The sequence below is a fragment of the Staphylococcus sp. GDB9P120P genome (assembly GCF_017893435.1).
Taxonomy (GTDB): domain Bacteria; phylum Bacillota; class Bacilli; order Staphylococcales; family Staphylococcaceae; genus Staphylococcus; species Staphylococcus cohnii.
The window spans coordinates 629,440-653,598 of the sequence record NZ_JAESNB010000008.1 but is presented as its reverse complement, the minus strand read 5'-3'; the positions used below and the strand labels follow the sequence as shown (position 1 = coordinate 653,598).

Sequence of the window (24,159 nt, the reverse complement as noted above, 5' to 3'; positions counted from 1 at the left end):
TTTTAAAATGGGGTCTGTAAATCGGTGTTTTGCTGATTTGATGGCCCTATTTTTTATTAAACTATAAATATTATTAGTTGAATATGATTGATAGATATAGTAAATTTATTTGCTCATATTTCTTTAAAAGGAGTACTAGATATGGAGATGAGAATTGCAAATAAAAATGATATTGAAACAATTATAAAATTAAGAAAAGAACAACTACTGGATCAAGGTATGCTTGCTACTGAAGATATTGATGATAATATGAGAGAATATTTTGAAGATGTTTTCGACAAAGAAAACATCTACCAAGTGTTTATGATAGATAATCAACAAGTTGTATCTACAGGAGCAGTTATTTTTCAACAAATACCACCCGCATATGATAATTATTCTGGCGTTGAAGGTTATATTACCAATGTTTATACAACTAAATTGTACAGAGGGTTAGGTTTAAGTAAACAAATTTTAGATGAGCTTTTATTAAAGTGTAAAACAGAACAGGTCAATATAGTTAATTTAAAAGCTTCTACTAATGCAGAACCATTATATTCTAAAATTGGTTTCATAAAAAATGCATCTTCCATGACCATTGAGTTATAAAATAACGAAGTGAACAGTATTAGATATAAATTTTTTTATTGAAATAATAATTAAGGTTAAACCTTTCAATATATAATAAATCTAAATATAAAATTAAGAAGTAGAAGTAAGAGAATTCAATTAAACTATTATTGATTTCTTTTTACTTCTACTTTTTTATTAATCCCTATTGTAAATTATAAAAAAATACTATTTGAATATTGAAAACGCTTTCGTAATGTAAATTATAATGATAACATATTATTAATTTATAAGAATTGGTATAAAGGTATTATATGCAATTGCTAAACATTTCAATGCTTAATCGTTAATGGAAATATTATATGATAATGGTTTATACTTATTGATTTTAAAAGGGAGGAAATAAATGGAATATAATCAGTTTAAACAACCTATTGGTAAGTCATTAATCAATTTCACTCAACCCAAAGCACCAACCGTTGATGTGTTAGAAGGGAAGTACTGTAGGTTAGAAAAATTAACTTCGCAACATATTAACCCTTTATTTAATCATTTCAAGGCACAAGATGATGCACCTAATTGGACTTATTTACCGGATGAGCAGCCTCAAAGTTATGATGATTTTGCAGCATATATAAATAATAAAAGACAAACAAAAGATCCATACTTTTTTGCTATAATTGATCAATTGGATAATGACGTGGTAGGCATTTTATCATTACTGAGAATAAATGAACAAAATGCAACGATTGAAGTTGGGCATATTCATTATGCTAATAAAATGAAACAAACACGTATAGCTACAGAGACACACTACTTATTAGCAAAATATATTTTTGACACGTTGGGTTATAGAAGGTATGAATGGAAGTGTGATGCATTCAATGAACCATCTATAAAAGCAGCAAAACGACTTGGGTTCAAATATGAAGGTTTATTTAAACATCATACTATTTATAAACAACGAAGTAGAGATACATACTGGCTTGCTATGTTAGCAGATGAGTGGTCACTTTATAAAAGTAAGTTTGAAAATTGGTTGAACGAAAACAATTTTGATGAATTTGGTAATCAAATCAATAAGTTATCGCTATGATTTTACAAAAGTTAACTGGAGCATAAAAATATATTACACCGTAAGCTTGTATGTGAGAGCTTGCGGTTATATTTTGTGATGAAGTAAAAGCGTAAAAAAGAAAATATGTATTGTTTTAACGCTTGCATTTCATCTAACCTTGGTGCAAATTTAACTAAAATAAGTTATAATGATGTGATGAATTTTTATGAGGAGTAATTTGTATGACAATAAAGCAACTTGTTGCAGCAGAAAATCCAATTTTACATAAAAACGTTCCTGATGTAACGCGATTTGATGAAAACTTAGCTCAATTATTGCTCGATTTAGAAGACACTATGTATGAAGTTGAAGCTTCTGCCATATGTGCGCCACAAATTGGCATCTTACAAAAAGTAGCTATTATCGATATGGAAATAGATGGATTGTTACAACTTATCAATCCAAAAATTATTCGCGAATCAGACCAAAAAGTAACTGACTTAGAAGGATCTATTTCATTACCTGACATTTATGGTGAAGTTGAAAGAAGTAAAATGATTGTTGTTAAAAGTAATGATAAAAATGGAAATGAAGTAGAGATGACAGCATATGATGATATTGCGCGTATGATATTACATATGATTGACCATTTTGAAGGGAAGTTTTTTACAGAACGTGCGGATAAAATTTTGACTGAAGCAGAAGTGGAGGCGTATTTTGAAAATGAGTAGAATTATTTTTATGGGCACACCTGATTTTTCGACAAAAGTGTTAGAAATGTTAATTGCAGAACATAATGTCATAGCAGTAGTTACACAACCTGATCGACCAGTTGGCAGAAAACGAAAATTAACACCACCACCAGTGAAACAAGTTGCGATAGAACATGCAATTCCTGTATATCAACCGGAAAAACTGTCACAATCTGAAGAATTACAGATGTTGATTGATTTGAACGCGGATTTAATTGTTACTGCAGCATTTGGCCAATTATTACCACAAACTTTATTGGATTCACCAAAGTTAGGTGCTATCAATGTGCATGCATCATTATTGCCTAAATATAGAGGTGGCGCTCCCATACATCAAGCGATTATTGATGGAGAAAAACAAACTGGTATTTCTATCATGTATATGGGTAAGAAATTGGATGCTGGAAATATTATATCTCAAAAAGCAATCGATATTGAACCACAAGATGACGTTGGTGTGATGCATGATAAATTAAGCTTTTTAGGTGCTGAATTATTAAAAGAAACACTTCCTTCTATTATTAATGGTACGAATGAAAGTATTGTTCAAAATGAAGACGAAGCAACATTTGCATCTAATATTCGTCGTGAAGATGAAAAAATTGATTGGTCAGAACCTGCTGAAGTAATTTATAACCATATTAGAGGCTTGTCTCCATGGCCGGTTGCTTACACAATAATGGATGAAGAAAATTTAAAGGTCTATGCTTCTCGCATTGAAAATGATAAAGATGGTGAACCGGGTACAATAATAGAGACAACTAAGAAAGCAATTATTGTGGCTACAGGTTCTAACGATGCGATTGCATTAACAGAGATTCAAGTTGCAGGTAAAAAAAGAATGCCTACAGCTAATTACTTAAGTGGTGTGCAATCAACACTCGTTGGGAAGGTATTAAAATGACAATTGAAACTAATGTAAGATTATTAGCTTTTGAAACATTACAAGATATTATTAATGATAAGGCATATAGTAATATTATTATTAACGAGGTATTAACCAATAATGATTTGAGCCGGGCAGATAAGAATTTATTAACCGAATTGGTATATGGTACATTAAAAAGAAAATATACACTTGATTATTATTTGAAACCTTTCGTACAAACTAAACTTAAAGGTTGGGTCAGACAATTACTGTGGATGAGTATCTATCAGTATATTTACTTGGATAAAGTCCCTGAACATGCGATTATTAATGAAGCTGTTAATATAGCAAAATATAAAGGTGGCCCGCATAACGGTAATGTGGTTAATGGGATTTTGAGAAACCTTATGCGCAGTGAATTACCAAATTTTAATGAAATTACGGACGATAAGAAGCGCATTGCTATTCAATATAGTTTGCCCAAATGGCTTGTTGATCACTGGGTTACACACTTTGGAATAGAAGAAACTGAAGCAATTGCACAATCATTTTTAACAAAAGTGACAACAACTGTAAGGGTCAATTTGACAAGAATTTCAGTTGAAAATGTGATGCAACGTTTAGAAGACGAAGGTTATACTGTAACGCAAGATAGTGACATTACAATTTGTTTACATATTAGTGGTAAACCAATTATAGAGTCACGTGTATTTAAAGATGGTCTAGTGTCTATCCAAGATAAAAGCTCTATGTTTGTAGCTGATGTAATGAATCTCCAAGATGGCGACCTTGTATTAGATGCTTGTAGTGCACCTGGTGGAAAGGCATGCCATATAGCAGAAAGGCTTCACGGTACTGGACATGTAGATGCGACAGATATCCATGAACATAAAATCGACTTGATTGATTTTAATATTCGAAAATTACGATTATCTAACATTTCTGCTTTTAGTCACGATGCGACGGAAAATTATGATAAAGTGTATGATAAGATTTTGGTAGATGCACCTTGTAGTGGCTTGGGTGTACTTAGACATAAGCCAGAAATCAAATATGAACAAAGTCAACAAAGCATTCAATCTTTAGTGAATATTCAACTAGAAATTTTAAATAACGTGAAAAATCATTTGCGACCTGGTGGCACATTAGTTTATTCAACTTGTACGATAGAACAGTTAGAAAATGAAAATGTTATATATACATTTTTAAAAGAAAATAAAGATTTTGAATTTGATTTATTTGAACATCCAATCAGTGGAGAAAAAGTAAAAACGTTACAGGTGCTACCACAGCAATTTAATTCTGATGGCTTTTTCATTACTAGGATAAAAAGAAAGGAACAATAAATAATGATAACTGCAGAGAAGAAGAAAAAAAATAAATTTCTTCCCAATTTCGAAAAGCAATCTATTTACTCTTTGAGATATGATGAAATGGAAAATTGGTTAAAAGAAAATGGACAACAAAAATTCAGAGCGAAACAAATCTTTGAATGGTTATATGAAAAACGAGTAGATAGCATTGATGAAATGACAAATTTGTCTAAAGAGCTAAGAGCACTTTTGAAAGACCATTTTGCAATGACAGTGATGACTACAGTAGTTAAACAAGAAAGTAGAGACGGAACGATTAAGTTTTTATTTGAATTACAAGATGGTTACACGATTGAAACAGTATTAATGAGACATGAATATGGGAACTCCGTATGTGTTACTACTCAAGTGGGTTGCCGTATAGGTTGTACATTCTGTGCATCCACATTAGGTGGCCTAAAGCGTAATTTAGAAGCGGGAGAAATTGTATCTCAGGTACTCACTGTCCAAAAAGCATTATATGAAACCGATGAACGTGTATCACAAATTGTAATCATGGGAATTGGTGAGCCATTTGAAAACTATGATGAAATGATGGACTTTTTAAAGATTGTTAACCATGATAATGGTTTAAATATAGGTGCGCGTCATATTACTGTTTCTACTTCTGGTATTATACCTAGAATTTATGATTTTGCTGACGAAGATATTCAAATAAATTTTGCAGTAAGCTTACATGGTGCTAATGACGAAATTCGTTCTCGTTTAATGCCTATTAATCGAGCGTATAATGTTGAAAAATTAATGGAAGCCATTAAATATTATCAAGAAACAACAAATAGACGTATTACATTTGAATATGGACTGTTTGGAGGAGTCAACGACCAAGTTGAACATGCAAGAGAATTAGCACATTTAATCCAAAAATTAAACTGTCATGTGAATTTAATACCTGTAAATCATGTACCAGAAAGAAATTACGTTAAGACACCTAAAGAGGATATTTTTAAATTTGAAAAAGAATTAAAGAGACTAGGTATTAATGCAACAATAAGAAGAGAACAAGGTGCTGATATTGATGCAGCATGTGGTCAATTAAGAGCTAAGGAACGAAAAGTAGAAACGAGGTAATAGTATGCTAAAAGCACAATTTTTTACTGACACAGGTCAATATCGTGATAAGAACGAAGATGCAGGTGGTGTGTTCTATAATCAAACAGAACAACAATTACTTGTACTCTGTGATGGTATGGGTGGACATTTAGCAGGAGAAGTAGCAAGTCAATTTGTGACAGATGAGTTGCAACGTCGTTTTGAAGAAGAAAATTTAATTGAACCTAACCAAGCTGAAGATTGGCTGAGAACCACACTAAAAGCGATTAACCGTGAATTATATCAACTCTCAGTTGACAATGCAGACTATCATGGCATGGGAACAACTTGTGTTTGTGCACTTGTATTTGATGATTATGTCGTTGTCGCAAATATTGGTGATTCAAGAGGATATTTGATTAATAGTAGAGAAATTGAACAAATTACAAATGATCATTCCTTCGTTAATCACTTAGTAATGATAGGGCAAATTAGTGTCGAAGAAGCATTTAATCATCCCCAAAAGAATATCATTACAAAAGTCATGGGTACGGATAAAGTAGTAACACCAGATATTTTTGTAAAAAGAACCAATTTTTATGATTTTCTATTATTAAATTCGGATGGATTAACAGATTTTGCAAGAAATCATATGATTCAAGAAGAATTAATGCAAGAAAATGATCTAGAAACACATGGTCGGAATCTTATTGAATTAGCATTATCACAAGAAACAAATGATAATGTAAGCATTGTTTTAGCAGAAATTGAAGGAGATAAGGTATGATTGGAAAATTAATAAGCGAACGTTATAAAGTGATAAAAAAGCTTGGCGGCGGTGGCATGAGCACGGTTTATTTGGCTGATGACACTATTTTGAATCGCAATGTAGCAATCAAAGCTATTAGGATACCTTCTGGTGAAAAAGAAGAAACAATTAAGCGTTTTGAGCGTGAAGTTCACAACTTAACACAACTTTCACATAAACATATCGTTAATGTTTTTGATGTTACTGAAAATGATGAAAATTTCTTTTTAGTGATGGAATACATAGAAGGTCCCACTTTATCAGAATATATTCAACAACATCGACCTTTAGACATCAAAACTGTAATCAAATTTACTGAACAAATTATTGAAGGAATAAAGCATGCACATGATACAAAAATTGTTCATCGTGATGTAAAGCCTCAAAATATTTTGGTGAATCGTGATCAAACATTAAAAATATTAGATTTTGGTATTGCAAAAGCATTAAGTGAAACAACGATGACTCAAACAAATCATGTTTTAGGTACGGTTCAATACCTTTCTCCTGAACAAGCTCGCGGTGATGCAACAGATAACGGTACTGATATATATTCTATTGGTGTTGTGCTTTATGAAATGTTAGTAGGGCAACCTCCATTTTCAGGTGAAACAGCAGTAAGCATTGCTATAAAGCATATTCAAGATCCGATGCCTAATGTTTCTAATAAACGTTCTGAAGTACCACAATCACTGAGCAATGTCGTGCTAAAAGCTACTGAAAAAGATAAGAATGATCGTTATCAAACAGTTCAAGAAATGCAAGAAGACTTGTCTACTGTGCTGTCAAAAGAGCGAGAGAATGAATCACCATATCATTCTGTTGATGCTGACACTAAAACGGTTCCTATTGATAAAAATGAAATAGCTAATCAGACACGTGCTGAAGATAAATCAAAAAGCATGAATCAAACCATGCAAATTCCAATTGTTAATCAACAATATTTTCAATCAAATGAGGAACAATTATATGCGATGCCTCCGAAAAAAAGATCAAAAAAGAAAAAGTTTTTCTATGGTTTAATCATCGTACTACTTTTATTTGGACTCTTTGGTTTCATGGCTATGGGAATGTTTGGTAATAAATATTTAGAAACACCTAATTTAATAGGTAAAACTGAAAAAGAAGCAGAAGGTATTTTAAAAGATAACAAACTAGAATTAGGCAAAACTACAAGAGCATACAGTGATAAGTATCCGGAGAATAAAATTATTAAAACAACACCAGGAAAAGGTGAGCGTTTAGAACAGCAAAGTAAAGTAGACATTGTATTATCAAAAGGTCCTAAAACTGCAGAAATGCCAAATTTATATGGCTTACCAAAATCAGAAGCGTTAAATAAATTAAAAAAACTAGGAATTGATGATGCTAAAGTTGACCAATCTTATACAAAACAAAATGTTGCTAAAGGTTTAATTGAAGCACAAAGTATTTCACCAGGAGACAGAGTGAAAATCAATGATAGTGATATTAAATTGACTGAATCGTTAGGTGTTAAACAAATTTATGTGGATGATTATGAGAAAAAATCGTTTAAGACTGCTAAATCCGAGCTGGAATCTAAAGGGTTTAAAGTAGTTACTGTAGAAAAACGCTCTGATAAAACAGTTAAAAAGGATAATGTCATTAGTCAATCACCTAAAGGCGAAGAAGTAGATGAAGGTTCTACTATAGAATTTGTGGTATCCACAGGTGAACCGAAATCATCAGAGAAAAAAGATGGTAAAGATTCTGATGAGCAAGAAGATAAGTCATCTAAAGAAGATGAAAAATCACAAACTAAAACATATACAGAAACCTATCAAGTTCCCTATACGGGTGATGATGATGAAAGTCAAGAAGTGAAGGTATATGTGAGAGATAAAGATGACAAAGGATCGTCAGCTGCACAAAGCTTTAAAATTAAAGATGACAAAACTGTAACCATTCCGATGACTATTGAAAAAGGAGAGACGGCTGGTTATACCATTCGAGTTGATGGTAAGGTTGTAGCTGATAAAGATATTCCTTACGATTTTTAGCGCAACTTAACGAATGGAGCAAAGCGAAGAGAGTTTAGTTGTGCTTATGCAGAAGCCAAAGGCTTCAGCGAACCGAAAGGCGAATGGAGCAAAGCGAAGAGAGTTTAGTTGCGCTTATGCACAGCGTACTGCTTTAAAAAAACGTTTATAACAGAGTGTTATTTCTACGATTGCTCGTAGTTATAATGCTCTGTTATTTATTTTTAACTGAAATAGTCTCAAATCGTATTTAAATTAAAAAGCCTTTGCTATAATATAGTATGTAAAGCTTTAAAAAGAGGGGTGCCTAAGTGAAAACAGGACGCATCATAAAATCATTAAGTGGTGTATATCGTGTAGATGTAAATGGAGAAATGTATGACACAAAACCACGTGGATTATTTAGAAAAAATAAATTTTCGCCTATAGTTGGTGATGTTGTAGATTTTGAAGTTGAAAATATTACAGAGGGCTATATTCACCATGTTCATGAACGAAAAAATGAATTAAAAAGACCACCAGTTAGCAATGTTGATCATCTTGTATTAGTGATGAGTGCAGTAGAGCCTGAATTTTCAACTCAGTTATTGGATAGATTTTTAGTAATAGCACATTCTTATCATATGAGACCTCGCATATTAGTAACAAAACGGGATATTACTTCACCTAACATGCAAAATACAATATTGCAGACACTAAAAGTTTATGAAAAGATGGGATATAATACACAATTTATAAGTGTTGAAGACCATATTGGTGAGGTTTTCTCACAATGGGGTGAAGGACTAGTGGTATTAAGCGGTCAGTCAGGTGTAGGGAAATCTACGTTATTAAATAAATATTTTCCAGAATTGGATATTGAAACGCAACATATATCTAAAGCCTTAAATAGAGGAAGACATACTACAAGACATGTAGAGTTATTTGAACGAGAAAATGGCTTTATAGCTGATACGCCTGGATTTAGTGCGCTAGATTTTAATCATATTCAAAAAGATGAAGTGAAACATTATTTCATGGAAATCAATGAATATGGCGAACAATGTAAATTTAGAGACTGCAACCATATAAACGAACCCAAATGTAACGTTAAAAATGAAATAGAAAAAGGAAATATAGCTCATTTTAGATATGAGCATTATTTACAATTATTTAAAGAAATTGCAAACAGAAAGGAAAGATATTAAGTGGCAAAATTATATCCATCATTATTATCAGCTGATTTTTTACAATTACAAAAGGAATTAAAGGCTTTGGAAGATGCAGGTGTTGATGGTGTGCACTTTGATGTGATGGACGGCCAATTTGTTCCAAACATTTCAATTGGATTACCTATATTAGAAGCAGTTAGGAAGGGTACTGATTTACCAATAGATGTACATTTAATGATAGAAGAACCTGAAAAATATGTAGAGCTTTTTGCAACGCAAGGAGCAGATATGATTTCAGTACATGTAGAAGCAACGCCACATATTCACAGAGTGATACAACAAATTAAAAAGACAAATGTAAAAGCTGGTGTAGTCATTAACCCAGGTACATCGGTTGATGCGATTATTCCAGTGTTGAAAATGGTGGATTATGTACTTGTCATGACAGTCAATCCTGGATTTGGTGGACAAACTTTCATTCAAGAAAGTATTGATAAATTAGATCAACTTGACAAGATGAAGAAAGAATTAAATTTATCATTTGAAATTGAAGTTGATGGTGGTATTAACGAAGAAACAGTTGCAACTGTAATCGAACACGGTGCTACTATGTTAGTAGCTGGTTCATATTTCTTTAAACAAAAGGATTATAAACAAGTGACGCAAACATTGAAAGGTTGAAGTCAATGAAAGTCAATTTATTATGCGGTGCAAGAAATTTACCAGAAAACATTTTACAAAATAAAACAAATGAGGCATGGATAGGGATTGATCGAGGTGCATTAATCTTGATTGAATCAGGGATTATGCCACAATTTGCAGTCGGTGATTTTGATTCAATAACTAAAGAAGAAAAGGATTATTTGACTGAAAAATTAGCAATTAATCCATATAATTCTGAAAAAGATGACACTGATTTAGCATTAGGTATCGAACAAGCTATAAGTTCAGGTTATAGTGAAATATGTGTTTACGGTGCAACCGGAGGGCGTTTAGACCATTTTATGGGTGCAATGCAAATATTAGAAAAGCCAGAATATACAAAAAAACAAATTAATATTAAAATCATTGATCAACAAAATGAAATTTCATATCTTTCTGCTAAAGACTATCATATCGATAGAGATTTAAATTACCCATATATATCATTTATTCCTATTGCATATCCCACAGTTATTTCATTAATCAATTTTAAATATGAATTGAAACAAGCATCTTTACAGCTAGGTTCTACATTGACAATATCTAATGAATTAATAAAACCACAGGGCATTGTTTCTATTCATTCAGGTAGCGTGTTAATGATTAAAAGTAAAGATTGATACATCGTAGTAAATTTAATTTCAAACAAAAAAAGACCAATCCTCCACATAAGGATTGGTCTTTTTCGTGCATTATATTTATTAAACTCTAGTTACTTTACCAGATTTTAAAGCACGTGCAGAAACCCAAACTTTTTTAGGTTTTCCGTCTACAAGAATTCTAACTTTTTGAAGGTTAGCATTCCATCTTCTTTTAGAAGAATTTAAAGCGTGTGAACGATTGTTTCCAGTTGAAGCTTTGCGACCTGTTACGAAACATTGTTTGCCCATGAAAGTACCTCCTTTAATAAATATAAATACACATATCTACTACATACTTGAATAATGTACCACATAAAAAAAATAATGGCAATAAAATGAAAAAAATTTCTTTACATAGCTTCTACTTTTGTTACACTCATTTTATGATATAATTGTAAACTATGGATAATATTGTATTTTTTAATCTTAATAAAAAGTTTTAAAGTATCAAAAATAAAGTAAGAACCATAAACTAGGAGGCCCAATAAAATGACATTAGAAATTACAAATGATTATGGTAGCATAGACATTTCAAACGAAGTAATAGCTTCAGTTGTGGGTAGTAAAGCAGTAGAATGTTATGGCATTGTAGGAATGGCTTCTAGACAACAAGTAAGAGATGGAATTGCTGAAATATTAGGCTATGAAAATTATGCAAAAGGCATTGTTGTGAGAGAAGAAAATAGTGTGTTGGATGTTGATATGTACATTATTGTAAGTTATGGTACGAAGATATCAGAAGTTGCAAGCAATGTTCAATCAACTGTCAAATATACATTAGAACAAACATTAAAAGTTAAAGTAAATTCAATTAATATATTTGTACAAGGCGTACGAGTGGATAATGGCAAGAAAAACTAGGAGGACATAACGAGATGGTTAGTAAAATAAATGGTAAATTATTTGCCGAAATGATTATTCAAGGGGCACAAAATTTATCTAATCATTCAGATTTAGTAGATTCATTAAATGTATACCCGGTTCCAGATGGTGATACTGGGACAAATATGAACTTAACTATGACATCAGGTAGAGAAGCTGTAGAAGAGAATTTATCTCAACATATAGGTGAGTTAGGTAAAACCTTTTCAAAAGGTTTATTAATGGGTGCACGAGGTAATTCTGGTGTTATTTTATCACAACTTTTTAGAGGCTTTAGTAAAAATTTAGAAGAATTTAGTGAAATTAATGCACAACAATTAGCAGACAGTTTTAAAGCTGGTGTTGACACTGCATACAAAGCAATTATGAAACCAGTAGAAGGTACAATTTTAACTGTTGCTAGAGATGCTGCGGATGCAGGTATACAAAAGGCACAGGAAACAGAAGATTGCATTGAACTTGTGACATATATTATAGAACAAGCTCATATTTCTTTAGAAAATACGCCTAATTTATTACCTGTATTAAAAGAAGTTGGTGTAGTTGACAGTGGCGGTAAAGGATTAGTCATCGTTTATGAAGGTTTTCTAAAAGCGTTAAAAGGTGAAACTGTAACTGCAGAAACTCCAAAATTAGATACAGAAACTTTAGTAAATGAAGAACATGACTTCCACGGTGTGATTAATACTGAAGATATTGTTTATGGGTATTGTACCGAAATGATGGTTCGTTTTGGAGTTAATAAAAAAGTATTCGATGAAAATACTTTTAGAGAAGAGATGAGCCAATTTGGTGATTCTTTATTAGTTATTAATGATGATGAAATTGTAAAAGTTCATGTACATACTGAAAAACCCGGAGATGTTTTTAATTACGGTCAGCAATACGGTGAATTAATTAAACTAAAAGTTGAGAATATGCGTGAACAACATCGTGAAGTTGTAAAAAAAGAACAAAAAGGTACAAATGCACAACAATCTAATCAAGAAACTTCAACAGTAGACACTGCAGTCATCGCTATATCTATGGGAGAAGGCATATCTGAATTGTTTAAATCCATGGGTGCGACACATTTAATAAGTGGTGGCCAGACAATGAATCCGTCTACAGAAGATATTGTAAAAGTGATTGAACAATCACAATGTAAACGTGCAATCATCTTACCAAATAATAAAAATATTATGATGGCGAGTGAACAGGCTGCAACAATCGTAGATGCTGAAGCTGTTGTCATTCCTACGAAATCTATACCACAGGGAATAGCTGCATTATTTAACTTTGATGAATCCGACGAGCTAACTGACAATAAAGCACGTATGGTTGAATCATTAGAAGTGATAGCGTCTGGTTCTGTTACTTACGCGGTGAGAGATACTAAAGTTGATGGTGTAGAAATTAAAAAAGATGCATTTATGGGATTAATCGAAGATAAAATTATCACAAGTAATGAAGACGAATTTGAGACAGTTAAGCAACTATTGTCTCAAATGATTACTGATGAAAGTGAAATCATCACTATGATTATCGGTGAAGATGCCAATGGTGATATAACATCCAATGTTGAATCTTGGATTGAAGCAACATATCCAGACATTGAACTAGATCAACATCAAGGTGATCAGCCAGTATATCAATATCTGTTCTCCGTTGAATAATTTTAGTTTGTTGATAATGACAAAAATTTCTATCAATATACGTAATTAGGTATGTTTCATATCTAGTTACGTATATTTATTTTTGAAGTAAAATAAAACATTTGGTAGATTTAAAATTTTTAAAAAGTATATACAAGATTGTTATGTTTAATTTATTAACGTTTATTGTGAAAAATAATTATTTTCACTATTTTTATATGTATATTCAATTCACAATAGTGTGCAATTTGTAACAATTTTAAATTAAAAGCAGTACAACCAAAATTAGTTTATAATGTTAACTTAAATTGTTATAATAATAAAGGTGCAAATAAAATGTAAGCGCAACACTTTAGAATGATTAAAAATAAGGGTGGGGTATCCATTATGAAATATAAAACAGTTTTCGATATAATTGGTCCAACAATGGTTGGTCCATCATCTTCACATACAGCAGGTGCAGTCAGAATTGGGTTAGTAGCTAAAGATTTATTTAATGAAATACCAAAACAAGTTGATATATATTTGTATGGCTCATTTATGGAAACATATAAGGGTCATGGTACTGATGTTGCACTTGTAGGTGGTTTATTAGGATATGATACAGACGATGATCGAATCCAAAAAAGTTTGGAAACTGCTGAAGAAATTGGGATGAAAGTAAATTTTATTGAAATGGCAGAAGAACGCTCTCATCCAAATACTGCAATTATTAATATGAGAGACGGAGAAAAAGAAATTTCTGTTGAAGGTGTATCTATCGGTGGTGGTAAAATAGAGGTTGTTGCAATCAATGGTTTTAGTATTGCAATTAGTGGCAATTATCCAGCACTTTTAGTATTCCATAAAGATACATTCGGTACGATTGGACGCGTAGCTAATATTTTAGGTGATTCCAGTATTAATGTTGGCAGCATGCAAGTTTCAAGAAAAGAAAAAGGTGACCAAGCATTAATGACTTGTGAATTAGATGATGCTATCAATGATGAAATAATAGAAAAAATAAAAAACGTCGATGGTGTAGTGACAGTCTCACTCATGGGCGACGCCTAATGGAGGGTTATCAATGTTTAAAAGTGTGAAAGAACTCATTGAAAAATGTGAGACAGAAAATAAAAAAATATATGAAGTGATGCTCGAGCAAGAAATGGAAGTTACGGGTCTATCAGAAGAAGAAGTATATGCACATATGGATAAGAATTTACAAACTATGGAAAATGCTTTAGATGAAGGCTTAGAAGGTGTTACTTCAACGACTGGTTTAACAGGTGGAGATGCTGTTTTAATCAAAGAATACTTAAAAACAGGTAAATCTTTATCTGGTGCAACATTATTAGACGCTGTGAGTAAAGCAGTAGCAACAAATGAAGTAAACGCTGCAATGGGGAAAATTTGTGCTACACCAACAGCTGGTTCAGCTGGGGTAGTTCCCGGCGTTCTATTTGGTTTGAAACCACGACTAGAACCTACGCGTAAAGATATGTTAAATTTCTTACTTACTTCAGGTGCATTTGGATTTGTTGTAGCAAATAATGCATCGATATCAGGTGCGGCAGGAGGTTGCCAGGCTGAAGTTGGCTCTGCTGCAGCTATGGCAGCAGGTGCAACAGTTGAACTCGCAGGTGGTACACCTCAACAATCTTCTGAAGCTTTTGCAATTTGTTTGAAAAATATGCTAGGTTTAGTATGTGACCCAGTAGCTGGTTTAGTAGAAGTACCTTGTGTAAAAAGAAATGCAGCTGGAGCATCTAATGCAATCGTATCAGCAGATATGGCATTAGCAGGTGTAACTTCTAGAATACCGACAGATGAAGTTATAGAAGCGATGTATAAAATAGGGCAAACGATGCCTTCAGCATTGCGTGAAACTGGTCGTGGAGGTTTAGCAGGTACACCGACAGGACAGCGTTTAAAACAAGAAATATTTGGTGATTAAAATGTCAAAAGTCAATTTAATAGAAAGTCCATTTCCTTTATCTCAAATCAAGGGTTTAGGTCCGAAAAGGTTAGCGGTATTAAATGAATTGAACATTTATACAGTAGAGGATTTAATTTTATATCTACCAACGCGTTATGAAGACAATACTGTAATTGACTTGAATGAAGCAGAAGATCAAGCGATGGTGACTGTTGTTGGGGAAGTATACTCAACACCCACTGTCGCTTTTTTTGGTAGGAATAAATCTAAACTTACAGTTCATCTAATGGTTAACAATATTGCTGTAAAATGCGTGTTTTTTAACCAACCTTATCTGAAAAACAAATTAGAATTACACCAAACGATTACGATTAAAGGTAAATGGAATAGAAACAAGCAAGAAATCAACGGAAATCGAATGTTTTTTAATCAATCAGCGATGGATGATGTACAATTTGAACCCATTTATCGAATTAAAGAGGGTATAAAGCAAAAACCACTACGTGATATGATTAGGCAAGTATTAGGACATGTCACGATTCATGAATGGATATCAGATTCGTTAAGAGCAAAATATAAATTAGAAACGCTAGAAGATACAATCAAAACATTGCACCTTGCGCCTGATAAAACCTCATTACTCAAAGCTAGAAGAACATACGCATTTATTGAATTATTTATGTTTGAACTAAGAATGCAATGGCTAAATAGATTGGAAAAAATTTCAGATGAGGCAATCGAAATTGATTATGATATTCAATTAGTTAGAAATTTTATAGCAAGTTTGCCATTTGAATTAACCGACGCACAAAAACAAAGTGTCAATGAGATATTTAGAGATTTAAAAGCACCCATCCGTATGCATAGATTATTACAAGGTGATGTTGGCTCAGGGAAAACAGTAGTAGCTGCAATTTGTATGTTTGCATTAAAAACGGCAGGTTATCAATCTGCTTTAATGGTACCTACGGAAATACTTGCCGAGCAGCACGCTGAAAGTCTTGCGGAGATATTTGGTGACAGAATGAATATTGCTTTACTAACAGGTTCAGTTAAAGGGAAAAAGCGCAGAATTTTGTTGGAACAACTTGAGCAAAATGAGATAGATTGCATTATTGGAACACATGCGCTTATTCAAGATGATGTTGTGTTTAATAATGTCGGTCTTGTAATTACAGATGAACAGCATCGTTTTGGTGTCAATCAACGACAATTGTTGAGAGAGAAGGGTGCTATGACAAATGTTTTGTTTATGACAGCGACACCTATTCCACGTACATTAGCGATTTCAGTTTTTGGAGAGATGGATGTATCCTCAATCAAACAGTTACCAAAAGGTAGGAAACCTATTATAACTTCTTGGTCTAAGCATGAAGCATATGAAAGTGTATTAAAACAAATGTCTGCTGAATTAAAAAAAGGTAGACAAGCATATGTGATCTGTCCATTGATAGAAAGTTCAGAGCATTTAGAAGATGTACAAAATGTTGTTGAATTATTCGAGTCTTTACAAGTTTATTATGGTACTGAAAAAGTTGGATTACTTCATGGTAAATTAACTTCTGAAGAAAAAGATCAAGTGATGCAACAATTTAGTAAGCACGAAATTGATATATTAGTGTCTACAACTGTTGTAGAAGTGGGCGTTAATGTACCAAATGCAACATTTATGATGATTTACGATGCAGATCGTTTTGGATTATCGACTTTGCACCAATTAAGAGGACGTGTTGGTAGAAGTGAACATCAAAGCTATTGTGTATTAATCGCTTCTCCTAAAACAGAAACAGGAATAGAACGTATGAATGTAATGACCCAAACAACAGATGGCTTTGAATTAAGTGAACGCGACTTAGAAATGAGAGGACCTGGTGATTTCTTTGGTGTAAAACAAAGTGGATTACCTGATTTCTTAGTAGCCAATGTAGTTGAAGATTACAAAATGTTAGAAGTAGCAAGAGATGAAGCAGCAGAATTAATACAATCTGGTGCATTTTTTGAAGATGAGTATCAAAGGCTAAGAACTTTTGTAGAAGATAATTTACTATATACAAGCTTCGATTAACCAAATAATATAAAAAAACAGCAATTTAGTACGGGTTTCGCTAAACTGCTGTTTTTTAATATTTACTAATCAACCCCTACATTAGTCCACGCTTGATCTATGGACTTTGATTCGGTACTATCATGACCATATAATTCATCTGAAGCTTGTTTTAAAGCAATTTTAGCATCAGAAAATTCAGCGTTGGATGTCAAATATTGCGTTAATGCTAGATAGTATATTTGTTCAGCCTTATCTTTACCAATAGATTGTATAGTAAGATATGCTGCTTTGTTTGGAATACCACTATTAATATGAACACCACCATTATCTTCAGAGCCAGTATAAAATTGGTCCATATGTGCTGGTTGATCATATTTTTCTGGATTTTTTAAGCTTCTTAACGCATCACCATCTTGTTTGGGTGTATATACATCTTCACCCATTAACCAGTTATCAGGATCTATAAAATATCCAAAAACATCTGAAAAAGATTCGTTGAGCGCACCAGATTGGTTTGCATATTCTAAATTAGCAGTTCTTTCTGTCACTGCATGCGTTAATTCATGAGCGACAATATCTTTAGCGCCTGATAAAGGATTAAATGTTTGACCATCACCATCACCATAAACCATATATTGTCCAGTCCATGCAGCATTATTATAGTTCTTATCAAAGTGTACGATAGAATTAATGTCAGCAGCATTACCGTCGTAACTATTTCTGCCGTGCGTATTTAAATAATAATCATAAACTGCTTTTGCGTAATAGTGTGCATCGACACCCGGACGTTGTTGTTTTTCATCAAAATGTTTTGAATCGTGAGTGATAGGAGAAAACCGATCAATGGTTTCATCGGCACTTTTAGTATTAATATGCGTATCTGTAGTTGTATCATTTAAAGTATATTGTCCACCGTTACTAGAAACGTTAAGTGGTGATTTTTTATCCCCGTTCACTCCGATACCAGAACCTTCTTCCGAAGCATGTTCAATCACATTTTGTTTTTTTAATATTTCCCCAGTACTAGCATCCACTTGTATTTGCCAATGCGCAAGTTTTGGAGATACGTAATTTAATTCAATATTATGTATAAATCTTTCTTTTTCACTATTAATATCTAATTTGTTTTTAGACACTATTTTAAAGCCATCTATGTTTGCAACATCATTACTTTTTTTACCAATCGCTTTAAAGGCTAATTTTTCTGCTTGAGAAGATGAAATGTTTACTTTGTTTTTAACGTCGATATGTTGTCTGTGTATATGCCCATTAATGAGTGATACCTTACCATCTCGGTTGACATGGACTTTTATCGTACTATCATCTGCTAATACATTATTGATTTTTGGCTTTAATTCATAATGCGAAACGCCAGTTGAATCAGTATTGCTATTGATTACTTTATATTGTTTGAAAGCATTTTTATTAATTGATTCCGTTTTCGTTTTATTATTATTGTTAAGCATAGACGTAGCATTGTTTTGAAGGTAATTTTCTACATCTATTTTATTGGAAATTTCTGTTTCAGTTGAACTTTCTAAGCGTTCAGGAATGATACTATTTAGTTCTTTTGCGTTGGACTGAGTAGAGATAGCTGCAAAAAATGTTGCTGATAGTAATGTATTGGTCACTACTTTTTTCAATGTTTTCAACCCCTTTGAATTGGAATGTATGATCTATTTATTTCTTAAAAATTTCTTGATAGTTAAGAATTTTTAAAATTATACATATTATTTTTATATAATTTAACATACTATTATTTTTAATTATATATTAACTACAAAAAACTTTTTTGTATTAACAATAAAGATGCTCAGTTTTAACTGATATATTATAGAAAGTCTTATGTTTTTAGTTGAGCAATTGAAATAGAAAGTGTTATGATATGTGAGGAATGTTTAAGACTTGGTACTAAAATTGGGGAGTAGTAAACTATGAAATTAAAAAAACAAGAACGTCGTGAAGCAATTAAAAAAGAAATAGAAAAAAATCCCTTTATTACTGATCTTGATTTAAGTAGTCTTTTTTCAGTCAGTATCCAAACAATAAGATTGGACCGTACACACTTAAATATTCCTGAGTTGAGAAAAAGAATAAAATCCGTTGCTCGAAAAAATTACGAAAGTATTCGGTCTATTGACGGAAGTGAAATCATAGGTGATGTGATTAACGTAGAACCTGATCATCAAGCAACATCTCTGATTAATATTGATGAAGATTCAGTATTTACAAGAAATAAGATTGCCAGAGGTCATGTGTTGTTTGCACAGGCCAATTCATTATGTGTGGCACTTATACATAAACCAATCGTTTTAACTAAAGAAAGTAACGTTTCATTTTTAAAACAAGTTAAATTAAATGATACGGTACGTGCTGAAGCACAAGCTGTTGAAATAACTAATAAATATTTTAAGATAAAAGTAAGTTCGTATGTCAAAGATACTTTAGTATTTAGAGGTACCTTCAAAATGTATTATACAAGTGAGGATGAACAAAATGGTTAAAATAGCTATCGACATGATGGGTGGCGATGATGCGCCCGGCATCGTTTTAGAAGCTGTTGAAAAAGCGGTCAATGATTTTAAAGATTTAGAAATTATATTATTTGGTGATCAAAATAAATGTAATATTAACCACGGTCGAGTGGAAGTGCGTCACTGTACAGAAGCAATAACGATGGAAGATGAACCTGTAAGAGCAATTAAACGAAAAAAAAATAGTTCCATGGTGCGCATGGCTGAAGCAGTAAAATCTGGAGAAGCGGATGGTTGTGTATCAGCTGGGAATACAGGTGCTTTAATGTCAGCAGGATTATTTATAGTTGGTAGGATTAAAGGTGTTGAAAGACCAGCCTTAGTGCTTACTTTACCGACTGTCTCAGGTAAAGGTTTTGTATTTATGGATGTTGGTGCAAATGCAGATGCTAAAGCAGAACATTTATTGCAATATGCGCAATTAGGCAATATTTATGCACAAAAAATACGTAATATTGAACAACCTTCTGTAGCATTACTTAATATAGGAACTGAAGCAGCCAAAGGGAATACATTAACTAAAAAAGCATTTAATCTAATGGAAGAACAACAAGATTTTCATTTTGCTGGTAATGTTGAAGCTAAAGTATTAATGGATGATGCTGCAGATGTCGTTGTTACGGATGGGTATACTGGGAATATGATTTTAAAAAATCTAGAAGGTGTAGCAAAATCTATAGGAAAAATGTTGAAAACCACACTTTTAAGTAATTTTAAAAATAAGTTGGCAGCATTAGTCTTGCGTAAAGATTTAAATGAGATAACTACAAAAATGGACTATGCAGAATACGGTGGCTCAGTTTTACTGGGATTGAATGGTATCGTTGTTAAAGCGCATGGTAGTTCTAATGCCAAGGCATTTTATTCAGCAATTCGTCAAGCTAAGGTTGCCGGAGAATTAAATATAGTAGATACAATGAGAGAAACGGTGGGGTCAAAAAATGGGTAAAACAGCGATTATCTTTCCTGGACAAGGGTCACAAAAAGTAGGTATGGCTAGTGATTTGTTTAATGAAAATGATGCAGCAACATCAATTCTAAATGAAGCGCAAGCACAATTGGATTTTGATATTTTAGAAACAATGTTTGAAGATGCCGAAGATAAGTTAGGCCAAACTGAAAATACACAACCAGCATTACTTACGCATAGCACTGCACTATTAAAGGCGTTAAATCAGATCAATGCAGATTATACAATGGGGCATAGCTTAGGTGAATACGCAAGTTTAGTAGCGAGCGGTGTATTAAAGTTTGAAGATGCGGTAAAAATAGTACGTAAACGTGGACAATTAATGTCAGCAGCTTTTCCTGATGGTGTTGGTAGCATGGCGGCTGTACTAGGTTTAAATTACAGTGAAGTTGATGATATTTGTAAACAACTTTCAACAGAAGACGAAATCATAGAACCTGCTAATATAAATGCACCTGGACAAATTGTGGTTTCAGGACATAAAACTTTGATAGATCAACTCGTTGCTGAAGGAAAATCTATGGGTGCTAAACGTGTGATGCCTTTAGCCGTTTCTGGACCATTTCATTCATCAATGATGCAAGTCATTGAATCAGATTTTGCAAATTATATCGAGCAATTTGAGTGGAACGATGCGCATTATCCAGTTGTTCAAAATGTAAATGCTAAAGGTGAAACAGACGCTAAAATAATTAAATCAAATATGATTAAGCAATTATATTCTCCGGTTCAATTTATAGATTCTACAAAATGGTTACTCGACCAAGGTGTAGATCATTTTATAGAAATTGGACCAGGTAAAGTGCTTTCAGGTCTAATTAAAAAAATAAATAGAGATGTTAAACTCACTTCAATTAAAACATTAGAAGACGTAAAAGGGTGGAATGAAAATGACTAAAAATGCATTAGTAACTGGGGCATCTAGAGGTATCGGTCGTAGTATAGCAATTCAATTAGCTGAAGAAGGTTATAACGTAGCAGTAAATTTTGCAGGTAATAAAGAAAAAGCAGAAGCTGTAGTAGCAGAAATCAAAGCTAAAGGTGTAGAAAGTTTTGCAATTCAAGCTAATGTTGCCAATGGTGATGAAGTAAAAGCAATGATTAAAGAAGTTGTAAGCCAATTTGGTACAGTCGATGTATTAGTTAACAATGCAGGTATAACTAGAGATAATTTATTGATGCGTATGAAAGAAAGTGAATGGGATGACGTTATCGACACTAATTTAAAAGGTGTATTTAACTGTATTCAAAAAGTAACACCACAAATGTTACGACAAAGAAGTGGTTCAATCATCAATTTATCTAGCGTAGTTGGTGCAGTCGGTAATCCTGGTCAAGCAAACTATGTGGCGACAAAAGCAGGCGTTATTGGTTTGACTAAATCTGCTGCGAAGGAATTAGCTTCAAGAAATATTACAGTTAACGCTGTTGCACCAGGATTTATTGTTTCTGACATGACAGATGCGTTAACAGATGATTTAAAAGATCAAATGCTTCAACAAATTCCATTATCAAGATTCGGTGAAGATACTGATATTGCAAATACAGTGGCGTTTTTAGCTTCAGACAAAGCAAAATATATTACTGGTCAAACAATACATGTTAATGGTGGCATGTTCATGGAATAGTGTTAACGTGTGAAAAACACCATTTTAACATTACTTGATGTGTCTTATATATGTATGTCATGCTTTAAGTATGTAATTCGTCGAAATACTACTTGTATTTCAATGGATAAAATGGGAAAATATAAAAGTCTATCATAGACTTTTAAAAGGAGGTGAATCGACGTGGAAAACTTCGACAAAGTAAAAGATATCATCGTTGACCGTTTAGGTGTTGACGCTGAAAAAGTAACTCAAGATGCATCTTTCAAAGATGATTTAGGCGCTGACTCACTTGATATTGCTGAATTAGTTATGGAATTAGAAGACGAATTTGGTACTGAAATTCCAGATGAAGAAGCTGAAAAAATCAACACAGTTGGTGACGCAGTTAACTTTATCAATAGTATGGAAAAATAATAAACCAATATCTGAGTCGTGGATTTTACGGCTCAGATTTTTTTCTATTAAAAATGGTTAATTTCAGCAATAATATTATGAGTATTCGTTAAAAAAGTTAAGTGTACGATATATGATAAAATGAACGTATTATTAGCAGTTTTCCCTTTTGTTTTATAATAAATTCACGTAAAATATAAAGGCATAAGTATATACAAAATTACATTAGATTGAGGTGGAAAAGTATTGACGAATCATAAAAAGAAAGAAATGGTTCATGCATTCCAAGAAAAGTTTTCCAAAAAAATGCAAGAATTAAATTTGAATTTTAATCAGGTAAATTTATACCAACAAGCATTTTCGCATTCGAGCTTCATTAATGACTTTAACATGGACAGATTAGATCATAATGAACGTTTAGAGTTTTTAGGAGATGCGGTATTAGAATTGACGGTTTCACGCTATTTGTTTGATAAATATCCAGAGTTACCTGAAGGTAATTTAACTAAAATGCGTGCGACAATTGTTTGTGAGCCTTCACTTGTAATATTCGCGAATAAAATTGCATTACACGACCTTATCTTATTAGGTAAAGGAGAAGAAAAAACAGGTGGCAGAACAAGGCCTTCACTCGTATCAGATGCATTTGAAGCTTTTGTAGGTGCATTATATTTAGACCAAGGACTAGCCGCTGTTTGGAAATTTGCTGAAAATGTGATTTTTCCATTTGTTGAAGGAGATAAACTTGATGGCGTCGTTGATTTTAAAACACAGTTTCAAGAATATGTGCATCAACAAAACAAAGGTGACGTTACTTATCGTTTAATAAATGAAGAAGGGCCTGCACATCATCGTTTATTTACGTCGGAAGTCATCTTAGAAAACAAGCCAGTTGCGATTGGCAAAGGCAAAACGAAAAAAGAATCGGAACAGCAAGCAGCAGAAAGTGCATATAAACTTTTGAAAAATAAAGAAGTTTAATAACAGTGCAATTGTTTAGTGTGATATAGCTCACACGTGATTTATCGCATATTGTACAAAATTGTAATTTATGTAGCATGAGTTAAGAACTGATGTAAAAGTATTTCTAAGAGATTAGTCTATAATGCATTTATTACATGTCTTTAATTGTGGATATTATTTGGTGGAAATGTAATAACTGCAAGTCGTTGTGCCAAATTTATTGATGCACTAATCATATAGAAGCGAGAGCATGAGCATAACTGTATTGCGTAGTT

The 24,159-nt window shown here is 32.7% G+C and carries 24 protein-coding genes; 22 read left to right on the top strand and 2 right to left on the bottom strand.

All coding sequences use genetic code 11. The features are described from left to right. Positions 1-141 precede the first annotated feature (141 nt). From KA856_RS08295 to KA856_RS08245, 11 genes are all read left to right on the top strand, one after another. A complete protein-coding gene (locus KA856_RS08295; protein WP_107384640.1) occupies positions 142-588 on the top strand; it encodes a GNAT family N-acetyltransferase in 447 nt (148 codons plus the stop codon). Between the two features lie 367 nt (positions 589-955). Beyond that, on the top strand, positions 956-1,645 hold the full coding sequence (locus tag KA856_RS08290) for a GNAT family N-acetyltransferase (protein WP_107384639.1): 690 nt from the start codon (positions 956-958) through the stop codon (positions 1,643-1,645). Between the two features lie 203 nt (positions 1,646-1,848). Next, on the top strand, positions 1,849-2,337 hold the full coding sequence (locus KA856_RS08285; protein ID WP_107384638.1) for a peptide deformylase: 489 nt from the start codon (positions 1,849-1,851) through the stop codon (positions 2,335-2,337). After that, a complete protein-coding gene (fmt, locus tag KA856_RS08280; RefSeq protein ID WP_210129416.1) occupies positions 2,330-3,262 on the top strand; it encodes a methionyl-tRNA formyltransferase in 933 nt (310 codons plus the stop codon). The genes KA856_RS08285 and fmt overlap by 8 nt, the downstream gene beginning before the upstream one ends. Positions 3,263-3,264: 2 nt before the next feature. After that, positions 3,265-4,572, top strand: coding sequence for a 16S rRNA (cytosine(967)-C(5))-methyltransferase RsmB (gene rsmB, locus KA856_RS08275; protein WP_233422660.1), 1,308 nt, complete (start codon positions 3,265-3,267; stop codon positions 4,570-4,572). A 3-nt stretch (positions 4,573-4,575) separates the two neighbouring features. After that, positions 4,576-5,670: a dual-specificity RNA methyltransferase RlmN gene (gene rlmN / locus KA856_RS08270; protein ID WP_210138592.1), complete on the top strand. Its 1,095-nt coding sequence runs from the start codon at positions 4,576-4,578 to the stop codon at positions 5,668-5,670. Positions 5,671-5,674: 4 nt separating this feature from the next. After that, positions 5,675-6,418 (top strand): Stp1/IreP family PP2C-type Ser/Thr phosphatase, encoded by a 744-nt coding sequence (locus tag KA856_RS08265; protein ID WP_107384636.1) that lies wholly within the window; start codon positions 5,675-5,677, stop codon positions 6,416-6,418. Next, on the top strand, positions 6,415-8,460 hold the full coding sequence (pknB, locus tag KA856_RS08260) for a Stk1 family PASTA domain-containing Ser/Thr kinase (RefSeq protein ID WP_107384635.1): 2,046 nt from the start codon (positions 6,415-6,417) through the stop codon (positions 8,458-8,460). Before KA856_RS08265 ends, pknB begins: the two co-directional genes overlap by 4 nt. Positions 8,461-8,750: 290 nt before the next feature. Further along, the gene (gene rsgA, locus KA856_RS08255) at positions 8,751-9,626 is read left to right on the top strand and encodes a ribosome small subunit-dependent GTPase A (protein WP_107384634.1); all 876 of its coding nucleotides are present in this window, start codon (positions 8,751-8,753) and stop codon (positions 9,624-9,626) included. Beyond that, complete coding sequence (gene rpe / locus KA856_RS08250) at positions 9,627-10,271, top strand: ribulose-phosphate 3-epimerase (RefSeq protein WP_107384633.1); 645 nt, start codon at positions 9,627-9,629, stop codon at positions 10,269-10,271. 5 nt (positions 10,272-10,276) lie between these two features. Further along, positions 10,277-10,912 carry a thiamine diphosphokinase gene (locus KA856_RS08245; protein WP_107384632.1) on the top strand — a complete coding sequence of 212 codons (636 nt, stop codon included), beginning with the start codon at positions 10,277-10,279 and terminating at the stop codon, positions 10,910-10,912. An 81-nt stretch (positions 10,913-10,993) separates the two neighbouring features. Here the strand turns inward: KA856_RS08245 and rpmB are convergent, their stop codons facing one another. After that, positions 10,994-11,182, bottom strand: coding sequence for a 50S ribosomal protein L28 (rpmB, locus tag KA856_RS08240; RefSeq protein WP_002483503.1), 189 nt, complete (start codon positions 11,180-11,182; stop codon positions 10,994-10,996). 240 nt (positions 11,183-11,422) lie between these two features. Between rpmB and KA856_RS08235 the strand changes: the two genes are divergently transcribed. The 5 genes from KA856_RS08235 to recG all read left to right on the top strand — a co-directional run bounded on the left by KA856_RS08235 (position 11,423) and on the right by recG (position 17,432). Further along, the gene (locus KA856_RS08235; protein WP_019467949.1) at positions 11,423-11,794 is read left to right on the top strand and encodes an Asp23/Gls24 family envelope stress response protein; all 372 of its coding nucleotides are present in this window, start codon (positions 11,423-11,425) and stop codon (positions 11,792-11,794) included. A gap of 14 nt (positions 11,795-11,808) precedes the next feature. Continuing rightward, entirely contained in the window at positions 11,809-13,470 is a 1,662-nt protein-coding gene (gene fakA, locus KA856_RS08230; RefSeq protein WP_107384631.1) for a fatty acid kinase catalytic subunit FakA, read from the top strand. A 366-nt stretch (positions 13,471-13,836) separates the two neighbouring features. Next, positions 13,837-14,502, top strand: coding sequence for an L-serine ammonia-lyase, iron-sulfur-dependent subunit beta (gene sdaAB / locus KA856_RS08225; protein WP_040030555.1), 666 nt, complete (start codon positions 13,837-13,839; stop codon positions 14,500-14,502). Positions 14,503-14,515: 13 nt separating this feature from the next. Continuing rightward, positions 14,516-15,385: an L-serine ammonia-lyase, iron-sulfur-dependent, subunit alpha gene (gene sdaAA / locus KA856_RS08220; RefSeq protein WP_019467946.1), complete on the top strand. Its 870-nt coding sequence runs from the start codon at positions 14,516-14,518 to the stop codon at positions 15,383-15,385. Position 15,386: 1 nt separating this feature from the next. Beyond that, entirely contained in the window at positions 15,387-17,432 is a 2,046-nt protein-coding gene (recG, locus tag KA856_RS08215) for an ATP-dependent DNA helicase RecG (RefSeq protein ID WP_107384630.1), read from the top strand. A gap of 65 nt (positions 17,433-17,497) precedes the next feature. Here recG and KA856_RS08210 read toward each other — a convergent pair whose 3' ends face one another. Next, positions 17,498-19,057: a M4 family metallopeptidase gene (locus KA856_RS08210; RefSeq protein WP_107384629.1), complete on the bottom strand. Its 1,560-nt coding sequence runs from the start codon at positions 19,055-19,057 to the stop codon at positions 17,498-17,500. Between the two features lie 291 nt (positions 19,058-19,348). On the opposite strand from KA856_RS08210, the gene fapR reads away from it, so the two are divergent. The 6 genes from fapR (at position 19,349) to rnc (ending at position 23,902) form a co-directional block, all read left to right on the top strand. Further along, on the top strand, positions 19,349-19,918 hold the full coding sequence (gene fapR / locus KA856_RS08205; protein ID WP_107384505.1) for a transcription factor FapR: 570 nt from the start codon (positions 19,349-19,351) through the stop codon (positions 19,916-19,918). Beyond that, the gene (plsX, locus tag KA856_RS08200; protein ID WP_107384506.1) at positions 19,911-20,897 is read left to right on the top strand and encodes a phosphate acyltransferase PlsX; all 987 of its coding nucleotides are present in this window, start codon (positions 19,911-19,913) and stop codon (positions 20,895-20,897) included. The genes fapR and plsX overlap by 8 nt, the downstream gene beginning before the upstream one ends. Continuing rightward, positions 20,890-21,816, top strand: a complete 927-nt coding sequence (fabD, locus tag KA856_RS08195) for an ACP S-malonyltransferase (protein WP_107384507.1) — start codon at positions 20,890-20,892, stop codon at positions 21,814-21,816. Before plsX ends, fabD begins: the two co-directional genes overlap by 8 nt. Beyond that, positions 21,809-22,546, top strand: a complete 738-nt coding sequence (fabG, locus tag KA856_RS08190; RefSeq protein ID WP_107384508.1) for a 3-oxoacyl-[acyl-carrier-protein] reductase — start codon at positions 21,809-21,811, stop codon at positions 22,544-22,546. The genes fabD and fabG overlap by 8 nt, the downstream gene beginning before the upstream one ends. A 162-nt stretch (positions 22,547-22,708) precedes the next feature. Next, the gene (locus KA856_RS08185) at positions 22,709-22,942 is read left to right on the top strand and encodes an acyl carrier protein (protein WP_019467939.1); all 234 of its coding nucleotides are present in this window, start codon (positions 22,709-22,711) and stop codon (positions 22,940-22,942) included. Positions 22,943-23,191: 249 nt separating this feature from the next. Beyond that, positions 23,192-23,902, top strand: a complete 711-nt coding sequence (gene rnc / locus KA856_RS08180) for a ribonuclease III (RefSeq protein WP_394859555.1) — start codon at positions 23,192-23,194, stop codon at positions 23,900-23,902. The last annotated feature ends 257 nt before the right edge of the window (positions 23,903-24,159 follow it).

Coding starts and splice junctions, on each gene's coding strand:
- KA856_RS08295 (WP_107384640.1), top strand. CDS start 142: ATGGAGATGAGAATTGCAAATAAAAATGATATTGAAACAATTATAAAA.
- KA856_RS08290 (WP_107384639.1), top strand. CDS start 956: ATGGAATATAATCAGTTTAAACAACCTATTGGTAAGTCATTAATCAAT.
- KA856_RS08285 (WP_107384638.1), top strand. CDS start 1,849: ATGACAATAAAGCAACTTGTTGCAGCAGAAAATCCAATTTTACATAAA.
- fmt (WP_210129416.1), top strand. CDS start 2,330: ATGAGTAGAATTATTTTTATGGGCACACCTGATTTTTCGACAAAAGTG.
- rlmN (WP_210138592.1), top strand. CDS start 4,576: ATGATAACTGCAGAGAAGAAGAAAAAAAATAAATTTCTTCCCAATTTC.
- KA856_RS08265 (WP_107384636.1), top strand. CDS start 5,675: ATGCTAAAAGCACAATTTTTTACTGACACAGGTCAATATCGTGATAAG.
- pknB (WP_107384635.1), top strand. CDS start 6,415: ATGATTGGAAAATTAATAAGCGAACGTTATAAAGTGATAAAAAAGCTT.
- KA856_RS08245 (WP_107384632.1), top strand. CDS start 10,277: ATGAAAGTCAATTTATTATGCGGTGCAAGAAATTTACCAGAAAACATT.
- rpmB (WP_002483503.1), bottom strand. CDS start 11,182: ATGGGCAAACAATGTTTCGTAACAGGTCGCAAAGCTTCAACTGGAAAC.
- KA856_RS08235 (WP_019467949.1), top strand. CDS start 11,423: ATGACATTAGAAATTACAAATGATTATGGTAGCATAGACATTTCAAAC.
- fakA (WP_107384631.1), top strand. CDS start 11,809: ATGGTTAGTAAAATAAATGGTAAATTATTTGCCGAAATGATTATTCAA.
- sdaAB (WP_040030555.1), top strand. CDS start 13,837: ATGAAATATAAAACAGTTTTCGATATAATTGGTCCAACAATGGTTGGT.
- sdaAA (WP_019467946.1), top strand. CDS start 14,516: ATGTTTAAAAGTGTGAAAGAACTCATTGAAAAATGTGAGACAGAAAAT.
- recG (WP_107384630.1), top strand. CDS start 15,387: ATGTCAAAAGTCAATTTAATAGAAAGTCCATTTCCTTTATCTCAAATC.
- fapR (WP_107384505.1), top strand. CDS start 19,349: ATGAAATTAAAAAAACAAGAACGTCGTGAAGCAATTAAAAAAGAAATA.
- plsX (WP_107384506.1), top strand. CDS start 19,911: ATGGTTAAAATAGCTATCGACATGATGGGTGGCGATGATGCGCCCGGC.
- fabD (WP_107384507.1), top strand. CDS start 20,890: ATGGGTAAAACAGCGATTATCTTTCCTGGACAAGGGTCACAAAAAGTA.
- fabG (WP_107384508.1), top strand. CDS start 21,809: ATGACTAAAAATGCATTAGTAACTGGGGCATCTAGAGGTATCGGTCGT.
- rnc (WP_394859555.1), top strand. CDS start 23,192: ATGGTTCATGCATTCCAAGAAAAGTTTTCCAAAAAAATGCAAGAATTA.